The organism is Caballeronia sp. HLA56, from assembly GCF_054655155.1.
Map to the genome: position 1 here is coordinate 2,605,535 of NZ_BAAHOB010000005.1, position 14,826 is coordinate 2,620,360.

A 14,826-nucleotide genomic window follows, 5' to 3' on the forward strand; every position below is an offset into this window, starting at 1 on the left:
CGCCGTAGCGGACGCGCATGCAAGACATCGTCCGGCCTATGAGGATTCGACCATGCATATCACCTTTGCAGACGAAAAACCCGTGTTCGATGGCGACGACCTCGCCCTTTACTTCACCGCGCTCGTCGATTCCGAACCCGTCGTGTGCTCGATCAGCGCCGAAGCGCTGGAAGATCATTTCGGCGCTCCATCCGCGCGCGAGGACGATCTGCTTCCCGCATTCGAGCGCGGCGAGGCGCGCATTCGCGCGGTATGCGCCGAAGTGCTCGATGACAACGGCGGCGTGCCCGTCGTGCTGCGTAGCGGCTTGTTCCGCGTCGCGGGACTCGAACCGGATTGAGCAGGACTTACATCGTTAACCCGTTGTCCCGCGAGCGCACGCGCCCGGGCCGAACCACGTAACACTGAAAAGAAGGAGGGAATATGTCCCTGATCATCGCGGGTCGCTTCCAGACTTTTCCCGCTGCAGAAGCCGCGGCACAGCGCCTCTTCGAACGCGGCTTCATCGAAGAAGATGTCACCCTGTTCTTCGTGAATCCGGGCGGTCAACATGCGCGGCATCCGCTGGGTGGCGATGTCGGCACCGACGTTGGCGCGCGCTCCTCGCCCAAGGGCGCGGGTAAGGGCGTGACCATCGGTGCGGTCGTGGGCGCTATCGTCGGCGCGGCGCTCTTCGCCATCTTCAAGGCGCCGCTAATCGTCTCGGCCATTGCAGCGGGTGTCGGCGCTTACGTTGGCTCGCTGGCGGGCGCGATGTCGCATACCAAGACCAAGGAGTCGGCTCACACCGAAGCGGCGCCGCGTCATGCGGGCGTGCTGGTCGCGGTGCATGTGTCGCCGGAGAATTCGAACGATGCCGCCACCATCTTGCGCGATGCAGGCGGCGTCGATGTCGAACGCGCGTCGGGCCGCTGGCAGCAAGGCAAGTGGAGCGACTTCGATCCGTCCAAGCCGCCGAAGCCGGTGGAAAAGTTTGCGGAACATCGTGCCTGAAGCGAATGACTGCGGAAAGCGGTCTGCCGGGCACGCCGCGTGCGTCTACTCGTACCAGAGCCAACGTGCCGGATGTTGCACGATGGCAAGATCCAAACTAATAGGAGGTGTCATATGAGCACGAATGTCGTATCGGTACTCAACGATCTCATCGAAACGTCGAAGGACGGCGAAAAGGGTTTCCTCAAGGCCGCCGAAGAGACGCGTGACGCAAGCCTCAAGCTGCTATTCCAGGACCGCGCGCAAGCCTGCACGACCGGCGCACGCGAGTTGCAGGAAATCGTTCAGCGTCTGGGCGGCACGCCGGAAACGGGCGGCTCGGTTGCAGGCGCGCTGCATCGCGGCTGGGTCGATGTCAAATCGGCCGTCACCGGTCACGGCGATCACGCGATTCTCGCCGAATGCGAGCGCGGTGAAGATTCCGCCAAGAAGAACTATCGCGAAGCACTCGACAAGGATCTGCCCGCCGATGTGCGTGCCGTGGTCGAACGCCAGTATCAGGGCGTGCTCGAGAACCACGACCGTATCCGCGATCTGCGCGATCAGTACGCCGCAGCGAAGTCCTGATTCGGTTTAGCGTCGAAGCCGCGAGGTTGGCGGCTCGTGATGCGACAGTCGCCGCGCCAAGTGCGCGGCGATTTTTTATTGCGGCGCGCATGCATGGAAGCGAAAGCTCAAAGAGAAACGGCCGCTTGCGCGGCCGTTTCAGTGAAGCAGCAGGCAACGACGAAGGCTTAGTGCGGCTGACCCTTGTCGTTCGTCCCGAGCGCGGAAGCCGCAGCGGCCGCCGATGCGCCCTTCAGCTTGTGCGCCTTGTCTTGCTGATGCAGATACGTGCCTTTCTGCTTCTTCGCCGGAGCGGCAGCGGCGTCGGAAGCCGCTTGCGCGAATGCCGTCGTCGAGAATGCGAGTGCCAGCGCGCCAATCAAGGCCATCTTTTTCGTCTTCATAAGAGCTCCATTTGCCGTGGCCCTTGGATGCATCGCGAAGGAAGCATTCGCAGGCCGGCTTTGCGTAACGTCCTCGAACGGACGTACTTCGTTTTAAGGTAGCAAAGATGCTGCGAGGGTATTGCGTGTCATGCCTGTCTGCGACTTTCGCATGGCCGCGCGCACGTTCTCCACGCTGCTCATGCAAGAACCCGCGCTAGAAGCCTGGCTTCATCGTTCAAGAGAGCGATTCGCCAAACTTCCGCGCGGGTTCCGGTACTGCGACTGCTACACCGCGACCCGCCGTGGCGAGCCGGGCATATGCACTATGCCATTAGTTGGCAGCGATTTTAAGATGGTTTTTCACGGAAGCAACACCGGAAACCTGCTTAACGGTTTCTTCGGCGGCGGTCTTGTCTTCCGCCGACGGCACCGTGCCGGTCAGCGAGACGACGCCGGCGCGCGTCTTGACGTGGATATGCGTCGACTTGACGTTCTTCGCTTGCAGCAGTTCGGCCTTGACCTTGGTCGTCACTGCACTGTCATCGACCTTTTGGCCAACGGACGTGTCCGTCGAACCCGAGTTCGTCGTCGTGGTCTGCGCGTTCACGTTCAGCGCGAACACCACACATGCGATACCGCCAGCAGCTTTGAGGAATTGAGTCGTCTTCATGGCAATACTCCATTTTTTCGATTTTCGATACTGCGCGTCCGCGGCTTTGAGCCTATTGCGGAACGCCCCGTGGGTGCTGCTTTTAGTGATGCTCGATCACGTTCGCCGCGTGTTGCACGAATCGTGTCCCCCCTACCGCAACTTGTGTGCCGTGCCCCGTCAAAAGTGCTTAGTGGGTCTCCGCACGCAGCAAAAAAGCACGACGAATCAAAGGGCTTGGCGCATCTCGAAGTCGTCCTCGGCGAGCGCGGCATCGACCCGTCAAGTCCGATCCATAAGCCCGGAAGGGCGCGGCGCTTTTGTCTGAGTGCGTGTAAAAAGTGCGCGAAAGCATCGCTTCGCCAAGTGAAAACAAGCCGTGGACAAAGATCGAAACGTAGATGCAGCAGGCATCCGATGCGCATTGGCATAACCATTGCTTAAGTCCTCGTCACGAACACCTCTCAGTCCAGAATAACGAGGATTAGCAAGCAATGCCGCCTACACTCGAACTTCGCACCAAGCAAAGCCTCGCACTCACCCCGCGCCTTCAGCAGTCGGTACGCCTGCTGCAGTTGTCGTCGCTGGAGTTCCAACAGGAGTTGCGTAACGCGCTGGACACGAATCCGTTTCTCGAATACGACGAGTCGCAAACCGAAGACAACGCCCTTTCCGCCGACAACGGCAATTCGATGAGCGACTCGCCGCTCTCGAATTCGTCCGACAATGCAACCGAAGCGCCAATGGCCTCCGAAAGCAGCATGGACAGCGACTCCGGCGGCGACAACAATTCGCGCGACGACTCCATGAGCGACTACTCGTCCGATCCGTTCGGCCGCAGTTCGACGCGCAACAGCGGCGACGGCGAAGGTTCCGATCCCGCCGACTGGGTACGCATCGAGCCGTCGCTGCATGAGACCTTGCACGATACGCTGCGCCTCTATCAACTCAGCCAGCGCGACCGCGCGATTGCCCAGCTCATCATCGAAGCATTGGATGACGACGGCTATCTGCGTCAGGAACTGAGCGAACTCGCCGATGTGGTCGATATCGAACCGGCGCTGACCGAAGACGAACTCACTATCGCACTCAAGCTCGTGCAGTCGCTCGACAAGCCGGGCGTCGGTGCGCGCAATCTCTCGGAATGCCTGACCCTGCAGCTCGATGCGATGCCCGAAGGCACGCCGGGCCGCGCCGTCGCACGCGAGATCGTGGGACATCATCTGGAACGGCTTGCACGTCGCGAGCAGGCCGAACTGCAAAAGAAGATCGGCTGCAGCGCGGAAGAACTGCGTATAGCGTGTGCGCTGGTGCGTCGTCTCGACCCGAAGCCGGGCGAGAACTACGGCGCGAGCGAAGACAACTACGTGGTGCCGGACGTCATCGTGCGTCAGGTCAAGAAGAGTTGGGTCGTCACGATCAATCCGGCCGTGCTGCCGCGCGCGCGCATCCACCGCATGTACGCGGAATTGTTCGCGCAGTCCGCTGGCGCAAGCCGTTCGCCGCTCGCGCAACAGTTGCAGGAAGCGCGCTGGCTGATCCGCAACGCGCAGCAGCGCTTCACTACGATTCAACGTGTGGCCGAATGTATCGTCTCGCATCAAAAGGCGTTCTTCGATTACGGCGAAATCGCGCTCAAGCCGCTCGTCCTGCGCGATGTCGCCGACGAACTCGGCCTGCACGAATCGACCATCTCGCGCGCTACGGGCAACAAGTACATGTCGACGCCGCGCGGCATCTTCGAATTCAAACACTTCTTCCCGCGCGAACTCAGCACGGAAAGCGGCGGTACGTGCTCGGCTGCCGCCGTACGCGCGCTGCTCAAGGAAATGATCTCGAAGGAAAACTCGCGCGACCCGCTATCGGACGTGAGCCTTGCCAAGATGCTCGCGGATCAGGGCGTGATCGTCGCGCGCCGCACGGTGGCGAAGTATCGTCATCTGATGAAGGTGCCGCCCGCCGAGTTGCGCCGCCAAGCCTGAACGCATGCAGCTTTCACGCGCTGACGCATTGGGCGACGACCCGGTCAAGAGAGTCGCCTCGTAGCCACAGCACGCAGCCGCCCTGTCAACGGGCGGTTTTTTTATGCGCGGCCGAATCGCCGCGTTTAGTCGACGCGCTAACGCCAGCCTGCTTCCCGATGCGTGCGCCTGCGTGCCGCCGTTGCCGCCAGCTCCGCGCCGAGCAAAAACACCGCCGCCGAGTAGTAGAGCCACATGAGGATGATCGCGAGCGACCCCGCCGCGCCGAACATGTTAGCCGTGCCCGCATGCGCGAGATAAAACGCAAACAGTCGCTTGCCCGCCTCGAACAACATGGCCGCCGCGGTTGCGCCTAACGCGGCGTCGCGCCACATCATGCGCGTGGTCGGCAAGAACTTGAGCAGAAGCGTGAACGCGAGCATGAGCATGCCGAGTGAAATCGCGCGCTGCGTGACGCTCGACAGAATGATGAACGGATTGCCGTCGCCGAAAGCCCAATGGCCGAGCACTTCGACGAGCGCATCGAGCACGAGCAACGCAACCACCAACAACCCGGAGCCGACGACCAGGCCGAAAGACATCAGCCGAACGCGCAGCAGCGAGACGATGCTTTCCTTCGCGCTCACGATAGGCGTGGGCCAGATCACGTTGAGCGCGCTATGCAGCGATGAAAACGTCGCCGACGCGCCGATCAGCACGCCGCCCGCCGAAAGCAGCGCCGTGCTGCGCGCGATATCCGCGTGCCACGCGTTGGCGACGATGGCTTCGAGCGCGTGCGCCGCATCGGGGCCGACCACGCCGCTGATTTCATCGAAGAGTCTGCCTTGCACGGCATCCGCGCCGAAGAAAACGCTCGCGACCGCGATGACGATGACGAGCGTCGGCGCCAGCGAGAACGCCGCGAAAAACGAAATCGATGCGGAGAACATCAGGCAATGGTCCTGAATCCATTGCCTGACGGGATCGACGAACCACGCAACCCAGCCGAAACGCGACGTGCGGCCGATAGCGACAGGCGTGGAAGAGGTCGGAACTTCTCGGGTCATCGGCGTGAGCTTGGCGGTTATCAATCGCCGATGTTAACGCCGCTTCGAAAGACGTGCGTAAAACGGCGCGCCGCAAGTGCAACGCGGCACGCCGTATCGATCGTTAATGCGTGCTCAGACCTTGTCTTCGTCGTCCGCGGGGTCGGCGTCTTCGTCGAGCAGGCCGCGCGTTTCGTCCTCGATGTCGTCCGGCAGAATGTCCGCGTCCGGTTCGAGATTGTGGTCGCCATCGGCGGATGCTGCCTCGCCGGTGCCGTAGCGGTCGGTATCGCTCGCGAGTTCGGCTTTGGACTGGCCGAGCGCGTGGGCATCGAGTTCGTCTTCGATGTCGCCCGGATGACGCATTTCGCCCTGCACGTCGGAACCGCTATCCGAGGAATCGCTCGGACCTAACGCGCCTGTGCCGTGCCCCTTGCCAACTTCGATCTCGCCTTCTTCATTGGGATTCAGAGTGCTTCCGCTCATCGTGACCTCCTTCGTTTCGTGTCGAAGGTTGAAGCGCAAGGAGCGTTCCGCGAAAGCCTCTTGGCGTCCAATGGCGCGCACAAATAAAAACCCCGCGCCTTGTCGAGGCGCGGGGTCTTCTGGTTACACGTTCAAGCCTTGGCGGAGGGCCGTCTTGCCTGCGTCGATGTACTCGCGCCCTGGCGCACCGTCTTGACGGTCTGCTCGGTGACGGAAGTCGCGGTTGCGACGCTGCGCAGATCCGACAGGAACGAATCGCGCCACACGGACAGATTGTTCTCGCGCAGCGGCGCCATCATATCGGCGTGACGCGCCTGGCGTTCGGCGAGCGGCATCGACAACGCACGTTCGAGCGCTTCGGACATCTGCGACAGATCGAACGGATTGACGACGAGCGCGCCCGGCAGTTGATCCGCCGCGCCGGCGAATTGCGACAGCACGAGCGCGCCCGGATCGGCCGGGTCTTGCGACGCGACATATTCCTTCGCCACGAGATTCATTCCGTCACGCAGCGGCGTGACATATCCGACCTGCGAAAGTCTGAAAAGCGCCATCAGCAGATTGCGTTCGTATTTGCGGTTGAGATATTGAATCGGCGTCCAGTCGAGTTGCGCAAAACGGCCATTGATACGCCCCGCTTCGCCTTCCAGGTTCTGGCGAATGCGCTGATACGTCTGCACGTCCGAGCGCGTCGGCGGCGCGATCTGCACGAGCGAAACGCGGCCATGCCAGCCCGGCGCGTTGAGCAACAGGCGCTCGAAAGCCTGGAAGCGCTCGACGAGGCCCTTCGAATAATCCAGCCGATCGACGCTCATGATGAGCTTGCGGCCACGCATGCTGTCGCGCAGGCTCTTGACCTGCTTGCGGTTGGAGAACTGATCCGCTGCCTTGGCGATGGCGTCCGGATAGATGCCGATCGGATACGCGCCCACTTTTAGCATGCGGCCAAACGCCTGCAGCATGCCGTCTTCACTCAGATGACCACGTCCGCTACGTTCGACGTAATCGGTGAAGGACTGCTTGTCGGCATCGGTCTGAAAGCCCACGACGTCGTACTGACACATGCCGGCAATCAGTTCCTCGTGCGGTGGCACGGTCCGCATTACTTCCGGCACCGGAAACGGAATGTGCAGAAAGAAGCCAATCGGATTCTGGATGCCGATCTTGCGGCACTCCTGCGCGAACGGCAGCAAGTGATAGTCGTGTACCCAGATGATGTCATCCGGCTTGATGAGCGTCTTGAGCTTCGCGGCGAGTCCCGCGTTCACGCGCATATAGCCCGCGTATTCCTCGCGATCGAAGCGCGACAGGTCGTTGCGGTAGTGGAAAGTCGGCCACAGCGTGGCGTTCGAAAAACCACGGTAATACTGGTCGTAATCGCGGCGCGTCAGGCCGACGGTGGCATACGTCACATTGCCGTTTTTCTCGATGACAGGGTCAGCCGCTTCACCGACGATCTCGCCGCTCCAACCGAACCATACGCCGCCCGTCTCCTTGAGCGCATCCAGAACGCCGATAGCAAGACCGCCCGCGCTGGGCTTGCCTTCCTGGATCGGCGCGACGCGATTCGAAACCACGATCAATCTGCTCATTACCGCATCACCTCTCAGTTGTCGTTGCTTGCTCGAATTGGCGGCTGAAGATATGCAAGAGCCGTGCCTTTTTGAGACACGGGCAGGATGAAAATTCGTATCCAAGTGTTACGAACGAAATCGGACACGCGGTAAGCCGTCGCCGCGTAGAAGTTTTTGCTCTTTCGTCAAAGGAAACGTAGGGATGAAATCAGGAATCCTGCTCCGAACCCAGGTCGCGCTGATAGTCGATTCCCTCGCGGCGCACGCCGCCCTGATTGTGCTCGCCGTCGGGCGGAGCGTCAGGTGCGGGGCGGTTCTGGCTGGCGGGATCGTGTTCGATCGGCGGTGCCGGCGCGGCTTCGCCGCCAGCGGTTTTAGCCGCCTCGGCGCGTGCTTCGCGCTTGGAAGAGTGACGCGCGGAGCGTCGGAGTGCGGGATGCCTCATCAATGCCTCCAGAGAAGAAGGCCGTCGAAAATGACGTCGGCGGCGTCGGACCGATCTTGTCGCAATGCGTCTTTATTAGAAAAATCGACCGGACACTGCTTGCAGCGCCGGTCATTGTTGCTCGCTACGTTGTAATCCCTACCTTCGAGATGGAAACTTATTCAAAGCCTGCACAGATTCAGTGAATGGTCGAAAGTCCGCAATTCCCTCATTGCACGTGCGGCGCTTCATTCGGTCCGGGCGGCGGGTCGCCAATGGGCTGCATCGGTTGTTCGGGCGGCTCGCGAGTCGGATCGGGATTCGTGTCGGGCGGAACCGGCGTGGGCGGCGGCTGATCGGGCGGCGTCACGGGCGGGTCCGGCGGCTGGGGCGTCTGCGCGCTGATTCGAGCGCTATCGGATGCGAAATCGGGCATGTCAGGCTCCTTGCGGTCTTGTGATCGTAATCGCCGCATCCACGCTCCTTTTTCTTGCGGTTTCCCGCGCGTGGATGGCAGTCAAAGGTCAGCAAGGCCTATGCCCTTGTTTCTTCCAAGTTACCCCATCTCGCGCCAGAACTCCGCTTCATTATCGGCTCTGAATCCGCATGCGACAAATAAAAAAGCCCGCGCTTTTGCAAGCAGCGGGCAATGTTTTGTCTAAAGATAAGCGACGTTCAGGTATTTTCGCTATCCGCGTCAGAAAGGTCTCCGCCTTCTCCGACGGCTGCCTTGCCAGCGGCATCCTCGCCGTATTCGACGAGCCGGTTGTACAGCGTCTTCAGGCTGATGCCGAGAATTTCCGCCGCCCGCGTCTTCACGCCGCCGCATTGTTCGAGCGTCGCGAGGATGAGCTGCCGATCAGCCTGCGCGAGCGACGTGCCGAAGGGAATCGTCACGGCCGTGCCCGCCGAAGGACGCGAAAGTGAAATCTGCAGCGGCACGGTGGCCGTGCTATCCGAATCCGTACCCGACATGATGTACGCGCGCTGCACGTAGTTCTTCAACTCGCGCACGTTGCCGGGCCAGTTGTAGGACGCGAGCATTTCACGCACGGCGGCGGGAAACACCTTCTTCGTGTTGTAACGCGAGTTGAGTTCGTCGAGGAACGCCTGCCCGAGCAATTCGACGTCCGTGCCGCGTTCGCGCAGCGGCGGCAGGTTGATCGGGAACACGTTCAGGCGGTGATACAGGTCGAGCCGCAGTTTGCCTTCGAGCACGGCCTGCTCGGGATCGCGATTGGTCGCGGCAATCAGGCGCACGTCCGTTTCGAGTTCCTTCGTGGTCCCGACGCGCATGAACATGCCGGTTTCGAGCACGCGCAACAGCTTCACCTGAAGCTCGATAGGCATCTCGGTGATTTCGTCGAGGAACAGCGTGCCGCCGTTCGCGCGCTCGAAATAACCCTTGTGCTGCCGGTCCGCGCCTGTGAACGAGCCGCGTTCATGGCCGAACATTTCGGATTCGATCAGGTTCGGCGAAATGGCGCCGCAATTCACCGCGATGAACGCGTGCTTGCGTCGCAGGCTCAGCTCGTGCAGCGTCTGCGCGGCGACTTCCTTGCCGGTGCCGGACTCGCCGATCAGCAGCACGGACGCTGCCGTCGGTGCCACGCGGCCGATCTGATCGTAGACCGTCTGCATGGCCGGCGAATTGCCGAGCATCAACCCGAAGCGGCCCATGCGGCGCAACTCGCCACGCAAGGTGCCGATTTCCGCTTTCAGGTCGCCGGCGCGCGGCAGGCGCGAAAGGATCGCCTTCACGCGCTGCATGTTGATGGGTTTGACCAGATAATCCGCCGCACCCATCTTGAGTGCGCTGACCGCGGACTCGACGGTCGCATGGCCGGTAATGACGATGAACTCGACGCCCGAGCGCGGGTCCAGATCCTCGAACAGATCGACGCCGGTGCCGTCGGGCAGCTTGAGGTCGGTAAACACGACGTCCGGCGTCTGCCGCACGAGCTGGATGCGCGCCTCGCGCAAGTCGCCTGCCGTGGCTGTCGTCAGTCCGTCTTCGCCGATGATCGCGGCTAGCGCCTCGCGGGTACTGGGATCGTCATCGACAATCAATACATGTGGCATTGCGTCTCGATATTTCCAAAGCGTTTTCAGGGTCACACGCCAGGTGCGGCGTGGTCTTCTCCGGGCGATGACACGGTGGACTGCCCGGGCCGGTGCGGCTTTCGGTCATGCGCCCGTTGTGGCTCGAGCTTGAAGTGCATGACGCAAAAAGCGCGAGAAATAGAATAATTTCCGATGCGCTGTACGCTTGGGTCTGTCAGCCGTAAGTTTTTCCATTTAGGCAACTTATGGCGGATATTCGTTGATTATAAAGGTTTATCGACATAAAAACGCACGCCGGTCGGGCGTGCGTGGAGTTCGTTCAAACGCGGCGGTGATGAAAACGCCTTCCGGCAGCACTCCGTCGCTCGCAATGGAACGACGGTCGTGAACTACTGCGCGTCAGCTTCGCGGGAAATTCCAGGCGTCTGCCGTGCCGCCTACGCCGTGACCATTCACCTCGTGCGGCGCGGGCAGGCGACTCGACGGCGTCAGCACCTTGCCGCCCTCGTCTTCCCAGCGGTGCAGATCGCGGGCCGTGCGACGTGTGGCGGCATCGCGCGATTGCGCCCATTTCCATGCAAGCACGCTGCCCACCGCGAACAGCGCCCCGAAAATTCCGATTGAAGGACGTGCCATCTCGTTTTCTCCCTTGGTTATCTAAATCGCTGTTTGTGCCTTGATTTCGCCGATGCGCGCTCTTGACTACTCAGCGCGCTTCGATCAGCGGACAACCAGAAGCCCGATGAGAAAGCCCGCGCCCGCCGCGATACCCAGCGATTGCCACGGATTTTCGCGTACATATTTTTCGGTGCACTCGACGCTGGTCTTGTAACGCGTCTGCGCGCTTGCTTGCGCGTCTTCGAGCGCGGAGCGCGCCGAATCGACGTGATCGCGAAGGCGCGTGCGCAAGGCATCGACGCCCTCGCCCGGCAGCGACGCCGAGAGCCGCAACAACTCTTCCGAGTCGTTGAGCAGCACCTTGATGTCTTCGATAATTTTCTGCTTGCCCAACGCAAGCTGGACAGTCGTCTCAGTCATGAAATCAGGTCCTTGCCTTAGAAATGTGGGGGTGAAGTCTGAAGCTTTGCGTATCTCAATGCGTTTCAGCGCCCGCGAGCGCCTTGGCCACACCGTGCATCGTGAAACGCATGCGCAGATTGCGCAGGACGCCGCCGGCCATCAACGCGACGCCAAGCATGCCGAACACGGCGCTCGTGACGTTCGCCGCACGCGAGAGCGCAGGTGTGCCCGCCGCGTAACCGAGCACGGCACACATGAGCGCGGTCACCAGCGCGACCAGAGCCCAATGGTAAATGTCGATCGGCTCGCGCACCGCGAGTTCCTGTCCGCCGCGCGTCGGCCGCACGGGCTTGCTGGCGTTGCCACCGAAGTTGCCGACCATATTGCCGTCGCGCGTGGCGGTGTCGAAGTCGAGCGTATCGTCCATGATGCGTGTTACCTCTCTCGCTGCCGTCCGCTCGCAGTCGCGACGTTCACCGACCGCTTGCTGCGAGCCTGTTCGAATAAGGATAGCGCCGTACTTGCAGCTTTCATGCCAGCCGTCTGTGACGGCGTCCAGGAAATGTTCCGCCCGAAGCGGTCCGCGCAAGCCATCACAAAACCGGGTAAGTATTACGCTGTGGACGTGTAAATTCCCCGAGCGGAACGAGAACCTTGCCGGAAGTCACGCGACGCACATGTGCCAATCAGACAAATTGGGCGATGCCGAACGCCGCACGTTGCCGCAAAGTCGTTGCGAATGGTTAAATAGCGTTTATGAGATGGACTTGTCCGTCTACGGAAAACATCGAGCCGCCTGACGAGCGATCGTACGAATGGATCGCGAGCTTGCTTGCCGTCAAACCAAGCGACGTGTTGCTGCCAGGAAACGCCCGAAACTGGCGGCGTCAAGCCGAACTCAGCTAACGCGGCCGGTTCGCATGCTTGGCGCCGCTCTCGCGCATCGACATGCGCCACCACGCTTGACCGATGCCTGGCCGCCATCCGCTCAACCATATTGGCAGAACTCAGGACATATCAGCACACATGGCGACAACCGATCTGGACCCGCCCATCGCCGTCGGCGATACAGCCGCGCAGAAAAAGCGCAATGCGGGGGAAGTGCCGGGCTTGAGATCGTACGGACTGCTGTACGGCTCATCACCCGTGATGCAGGAGTTGTACACGCAGATCGAACGCGTCGCCGGCACCGATGCGACCGCGCTCATCATCGGCGAGTCGGGCACCGGCAAGGAGCTCGTCGCGCGGACCATCCACGATAAAAGCGCGCGCAAGGACGCACCGTTCATCGCCGTGAATTGCGGCGCGATTCCCGACAACCTCATCGAAGCCGAACTCTTCGGTCACGAAAAAGGCAGTTTCACGGGCGCGGTATCGGGACGTATCGGCTACTTCGAACACGCGAATGGCGGCACGCTTTTTCTCGACGAAGTGACGGAGATGTCGCCCGTGCGGCAGGTGAAGCTCTTGCGCGCGCTCGAAACCGGCACGTTCTTTCGGGTCGGCGGCAACGATCTCATCAGCTCCGACGTTCGAGTGATCGCCGCGACCAACCGCGATCCGATTGCCGCCGTGAAGGAAAACGGCTTGCGCGAGGACTTGATGTACCGGCTCGCCGTGTTTCCGCTGCGCGCGCCGCCTTTGCGCGAACGCGATTCGGACCGCGAACTGCTCGCCCAGCATTTTCTGTCCGAAATGAACGCGCAGGAGGGCACGAGCAAGGCCTTCAGCAAGCGCGCGCTCGACGTGCTGCGCACCTACTCGTGGCCGGGCAACGTGCGCGAACTCAAGAACACGGTGTATCGCGCGTTCATTCTCGCGGAGAAGACCGTGGAGATCGCGCATCCGCATCTGGCATCGCGCGTGAAGAAGCCCGTCACTCAGGGCGATGCGATGAACGTCTGGGTCGGCACACCGCTCGCGGATGCGCAGAAGCAGATCATCCTCGGCACGCTCAAGCATTGCGGCGGCGACAAGCGTCGTGCGGCGAAAGCGCTGGGCGTGAGTCTCAAGACGCTCTACAACCGCCTTGGCGCCTATGAAAACGAGGACACCGAATCAGGCGAAGCCCCTTCCGGCGGCAGCAACGAAAGTTGAGCGTCCGTTGGTCACGGACGAACAAAAGGCGAGTGCGTGAAAGCGTTCTCGCCTTTTTTATGGGGCGTTGAGCAACGCGTTCCCGCTGCTTGCAATTTCTTGCAATTTTCTCGAAGCGGTAATTAGAAGCATGCTTCAAAATGCGCGAAGCTCGCGACATGCACGTGTCGCGCATTCTTACGTGGCGGGGCTTTGGCGGCGATTCCTCAAGGAGATTCGCAGCCTGGCTCACGGCGCCTGGGCAGACGAAGGAAACCAGCAACATGCAGATCAGGGTTGAATGGCGCGGCAAGCGCGCCGCCGCGCTTGCCGCGATCGTGTCGGGCGCTATCGCCTGCGTGAGTCTCAGCGGCTGCAATTCCCTCTATAGCGAAGGCGCGACGGCTGGTGCCGGTATCGCCGGTGCGGCTATCGCGGGCAAGGTGACGAGCAACGCGGCGGTCGCCACGGGTATCGGTCTTGGCGCGGTGGCGGCGGCGCGCGCGGGCGTGCAGTACTCGCAGCGCATCGTGCATACGGACACGCAGGACAAGATCGCGTCGGTCGCCGGCCCGCTCGACGTCGGCTCGGTGGCACCGTGGATCTCGGTGCATTCGGTGCCTATCGAAGACGACGAGAAAGGCCGCGTGACAGTGAGCCGCCAGATCAGCAGTGGTACGCTCGACTGCAAGGAAATCGTCTTTTCCGTCGATCGCGACGCGACCAAGGACCGTGCCGCCGACAGCGCGTTCTACGTGGCATCCGTGTGCCGCGACGGCGACAAGTGGAAGTGGGCATCGGCCGAGCCGGCGACGCCGCGTTGGGGCTCGCTGCAATGACGGAGCGCGTGGCGGTATCCATGACGCTGCGCCTTGGCTGCATCGCGGCTTTCGCGGCGGCGTGCGTCGCGATGAGCGGCTGCGCGTCGATTGGCGCGGCAAGCGGTGCGCTCGCGGGCGTGGCGACGGGCGCGGTGACGACCAATCCGGCTATCGGCCTGGGCGTCGGCATTGCGGTGCAGGCCGCGACCGACGAAGTCGTGAAGCGCGTGACGAAGTCTCTGCATCAGGATCAGCAGGTTGCCATCGCGGTGACGGCGGGCATGTCGGACATCGGCGAGACGCGACCCTGGAAGGTCAAGCACACCTTGCCGGTGGAAAATGGCCACGGCCAGGTGCGAGTGCTGCGCGAGGTCAAGAGCGCGCTTGCGAGCTGCAAGGAATTCGCGTTCTCCGTGGCGGATGGCGACGATCCGAGTTCGCATGAAGACTGGTTCATCGCGACGGCGTGTCAGCAAACCGAGGGATGGAAGTGGGCTTCGGCGGAACCGGCGGTCGAGCGGTGGGGGAATCTACAGTAGGCGGGGAGGCAGCGGAACCGCTTTTTTGCTTCGAGGCTTCGAACAAGAAGCGCGGCGAGTCCGCGCTTTTTTGTTGGCTTCGATTTTGGCGATGGCTTGATGTTGGCGTGCCAGTGCAGTGCGAGCCTGCCGCGCCGCTCGTTGACCGTTGCCGTGCGCCTGCTACTTTCGAAAAAGGCGTGACGAGTCCTCGCTTCTCCTTGCCTCGACCTTCAGCGTTCTCACTTGCCTCCAGCACGAC

The 14,826-nt window shown here is 61.7% G+C and carries 19 protein-coding genes; 8 read left to right on the forward strand and 11 right to left on the reverse strand.

What is annotated here, in order from left to right; genetic code table 11:
• Positions 1–52: 52 nt before the first annotated feature.
• The 3 genes from ACYQ47_RS31740 to ACYQ47_RS31750 all read left to right on the forward strand — a co-directional run bounded on the left by ACYQ47_RS31740 (position 53) and on the right by ACYQ47_RS31750 (position 1,560).
• A complete protein-coding gene (locus ACYQ47_RS31740; RefSeq protein ID WP_459909406.1) occupies positions 53–340 on the forward strand; it encodes a DUF1488 family protein in 288 nt (95 codons plus the stop codon).
• An 83-nt stretch (positions 341–423) separates the two neighbouring features.
• Positions 424–993, forward strand: coding sequence for a glycine zipper 2TM domain-containing protein (locus ACYQ47_RS31745; RefSeq protein ID WP_244827463.1), 570 nt, complete (start codon positions 424–426; stop codon positions 991–993).
• A gap of 114 nt (positions 994–1,107) precedes the next feature.
• The gene (locus tag ACYQ47_RS31750) at positions 1,108–1,560 is read left to right on the forward strand and encodes a PA2169 family four-helix-bundle protein (protein WP_250463990.1); all 453 of its coding nucleotides are present in this window, start codon (positions 1,108–1,110) and stop codon (positions 1,558–1,560) included.
• Positions 1,561–1,727: 167 nt separating this feature from the next.
• Here the strand turns inward: ACYQ47_RS31750 and ACYQ47_RS31755 are convergent, their stop codons facing one another.
• Together ACYQ47_RS31755 and ACYQ47_RS31760 are read right to left on the reverse strand one after the other, a co-directional pair.
• Positions 1,728–1,943 (reverse strand): hypothetical protein, encoded by a 216-nt coding sequence (locus ACYQ47_RS31755; protein ID WP_250463988.1) that lies wholly within the window; start codon positions 1,941–1,943, stop codon positions 1,728–1,730.
• 313 nt (positions 1,944–2,256) lie between these two features.
• Positions 2,257–2,595 (reverse strand): BON domain-containing protein, encoded by a 339-nt coding sequence (locus tag ACYQ47_RS31760; protein WP_244827460.1) that lies wholly within the window; start codon positions 2,593–2,595, stop codon positions 2,257–2,259.
• A 473-nt stretch (positions 2,596–3,068) separates the two neighbouring features.
• On the opposite strand from ACYQ47_RS31760, the gene ACYQ47_RS31765 reads away from it, so the two are divergent.
• Positions 3,069–4,556 carry an RNA polymerase factor sigma-54 gene (locus ACYQ47_RS31765; protein ID WP_244827459.1) on the forward strand — a complete coding sequence of 496 codons (1,488 nt, stop codon included), beginning with the start codon at positions 3,069–3,071 and terminating at the stop codon, positions 4,554–4,556.
• 137 nt (positions 4,557–4,693) lie between these two features.
• Here the strand turns inward: ACYQ47_RS31765 and ACYQ47_RS31770 are convergent, their stop codons facing one another.
• From ACYQ47_RS31770 to ACYQ47_RS31785, 4 genes are all read right to left on the reverse strand, one after another.
• On the reverse strand, positions 4,694–5,602 hold the full coding sequence (locus ACYQ47_RS31770) for a YihY/virulence factor BrkB family protein (protein ID WP_310395337.1): 909 nt from the start codon (positions 5,600–5,602) through the stop codon (positions 4,694–4,696).
• A 114-nt stretch (positions 5,603–5,716) separates the two neighbouring features.
• Entirely contained in the window at positions 5,717–6,067 is a 351-nt protein-coding gene (locus ACYQ47_RS31775) for a chemotaxis protein (protein WP_244827457.1), read from the reverse strand.
• 131 nt (positions 6,068–6,198) lie between these two features.
• The gene (gene otsA, locus ACYQ47_RS31780) at positions 6,199–7,659 is read right to left on the reverse strand and encodes an alpha,alpha-trehalose-phosphate synthase (UDP-forming) (protein ID WP_244827456.1); all 1,461 of its coding nucleotides are present in this window, start codon (positions 7,657–7,659) and stop codon (positions 6,199–6,201) included.
• Positions 7,660–7,849: 190 nt separating this feature from the next.
• A complete protein-coding gene (locus tag ACYQ47_RS31785) occupies positions 7,850–8,086 on the reverse strand; it encodes a hypothetical protein (RefSeq protein ID WP_244827455.1) in 237 nt (78 codons plus the stop codon).
• A 2-nt stretch (positions 8,087–8,088) separates the two neighbouring features.
• Here ACYQ47_RS31785 and ACYQ47_RS31790 point away from each other — a divergent pair, with 2 nt between their 5' ends.
• Positions 8,089–8,271: a hypothetical protein gene (locus ACYQ47_RS31790; RefSeq protein WP_250508772.1), complete on the forward strand. Its 183-nt coding sequence runs from the start codon at positions 8,089–8,091 to the stop codon at positions 8,269–8,271.
• Between the two features lie 23 nt (positions 8,272–8,294).
• Here ACYQ47_RS31790 and ACYQ47_RS31795 read toward each other — a convergent pair whose 3' ends face one another.
• The 5 genes from ACYQ47_RS31795 to ACYQ47_RS31815 all read right to left on the reverse strand — a co-directional run bounded on the left by ACYQ47_RS31795 (position 8,295) and on the right by ACYQ47_RS31815 (position 11,576).
• Positions 8,295–8,501 carry a hypothetical protein gene (locus tag ACYQ47_RS31795; protein WP_459908774.1) on the reverse strand — a complete coding sequence of 69 codons (207 nt, stop codon included), beginning with the start codon at positions 8,499–8,501 and terminating at the stop codon, positions 8,295–8,297.
• Positions 8,502–8,740: 239 nt separating this feature from the next.
• On the reverse strand, positions 8,741–10,147 hold the full coding sequence (locus ACYQ47_RS31800) for a sigma-54-dependent transcriptional regulator (protein WP_244827452.1): 1,407 nt from the start codon (positions 10,145–10,147) through the stop codon (positions 8,741–8,743).
• 381 nt (positions 10,148–10,528) lie between these two features.
• The gene (locus ACYQ47_RS31805) at positions 10,529–10,765 is read right to left on the reverse strand and encodes a hypothetical protein (RefSeq protein ID WP_244827451.1); all 237 of its coding nucleotides are present in this window, start codon (positions 10,763–10,765) and stop codon (positions 10,529–10,531) included.
• A gap of 84 nt (positions 10,766–10,849) precedes the next feature.
• Positions 10,850–11,167, reverse strand: coding sequence for an ElaB/YgaM/YqjD family protein (locus tag ACYQ47_RS31810; protein ID WP_250508771.1), 318 nt, complete (start codon positions 11,165–11,167; stop codon positions 10,850–10,852).
• A 55-nt stretch (positions 11,168–11,222) separates the two neighbouring features.
• Positions 11,223–11,576: a hypothetical protein gene (locus ACYQ47_RS31815; protein WP_459908775.1), complete on the reverse strand. Its 354-nt coding sequence runs from the start codon at positions 11,574–11,576 to the stop codon at positions 11,223–11,225.
• A gap of 599 nt (positions 11,577–12,175) precedes the next feature.
• On the opposite strand from ACYQ47_RS31815, the gene ACYQ47_RS31820 reads away from it, so the two are divergent.
• The 3 genes from ACYQ47_RS31820 (at position 12,176) to ACYQ47_RS31830 (ending at position 14,585) form a co-directional block, all read left to right on the forward strand.
• Positions 12,176–13,246, forward strand: a complete 1,071-nt coding sequence (locus tag ACYQ47_RS31820; protein ID WP_244827448.1) for a sigma-54 interaction domain-containing protein — start codon at positions 12,176–12,178, stop codon at positions 13,244–13,246.
• A gap of 263 nt (positions 13,247–13,509) precedes the next feature.
• Positions 13,510–14,064 carry a hypothetical protein gene (locus ACYQ47_RS31825; protein ID WP_244827447.1) on the forward strand — a complete coding sequence of 185 codons (555 nt, stop codon included), beginning with the start codon at positions 13,510–13,512 and terminating at the stop codon, positions 14,062–14,064.
• Positions 14,061–14,585 carry a hypothetical protein gene (locus ACYQ47_RS31830; RefSeq protein ID WP_244827446.1) on the forward strand — a complete coding sequence of 175 codons (525 nt, stop codon included), beginning with the start codon at positions 14,061–14,063 and terminating at the stop codon, positions 14,583–14,585. Before ACYQ47_RS31825 ends, ACYQ47_RS31830 begins: the two co-directional genes overlap by 4 nt.
• Positions 14,586–14,826 lie beyond the last annotated feature (241 nt).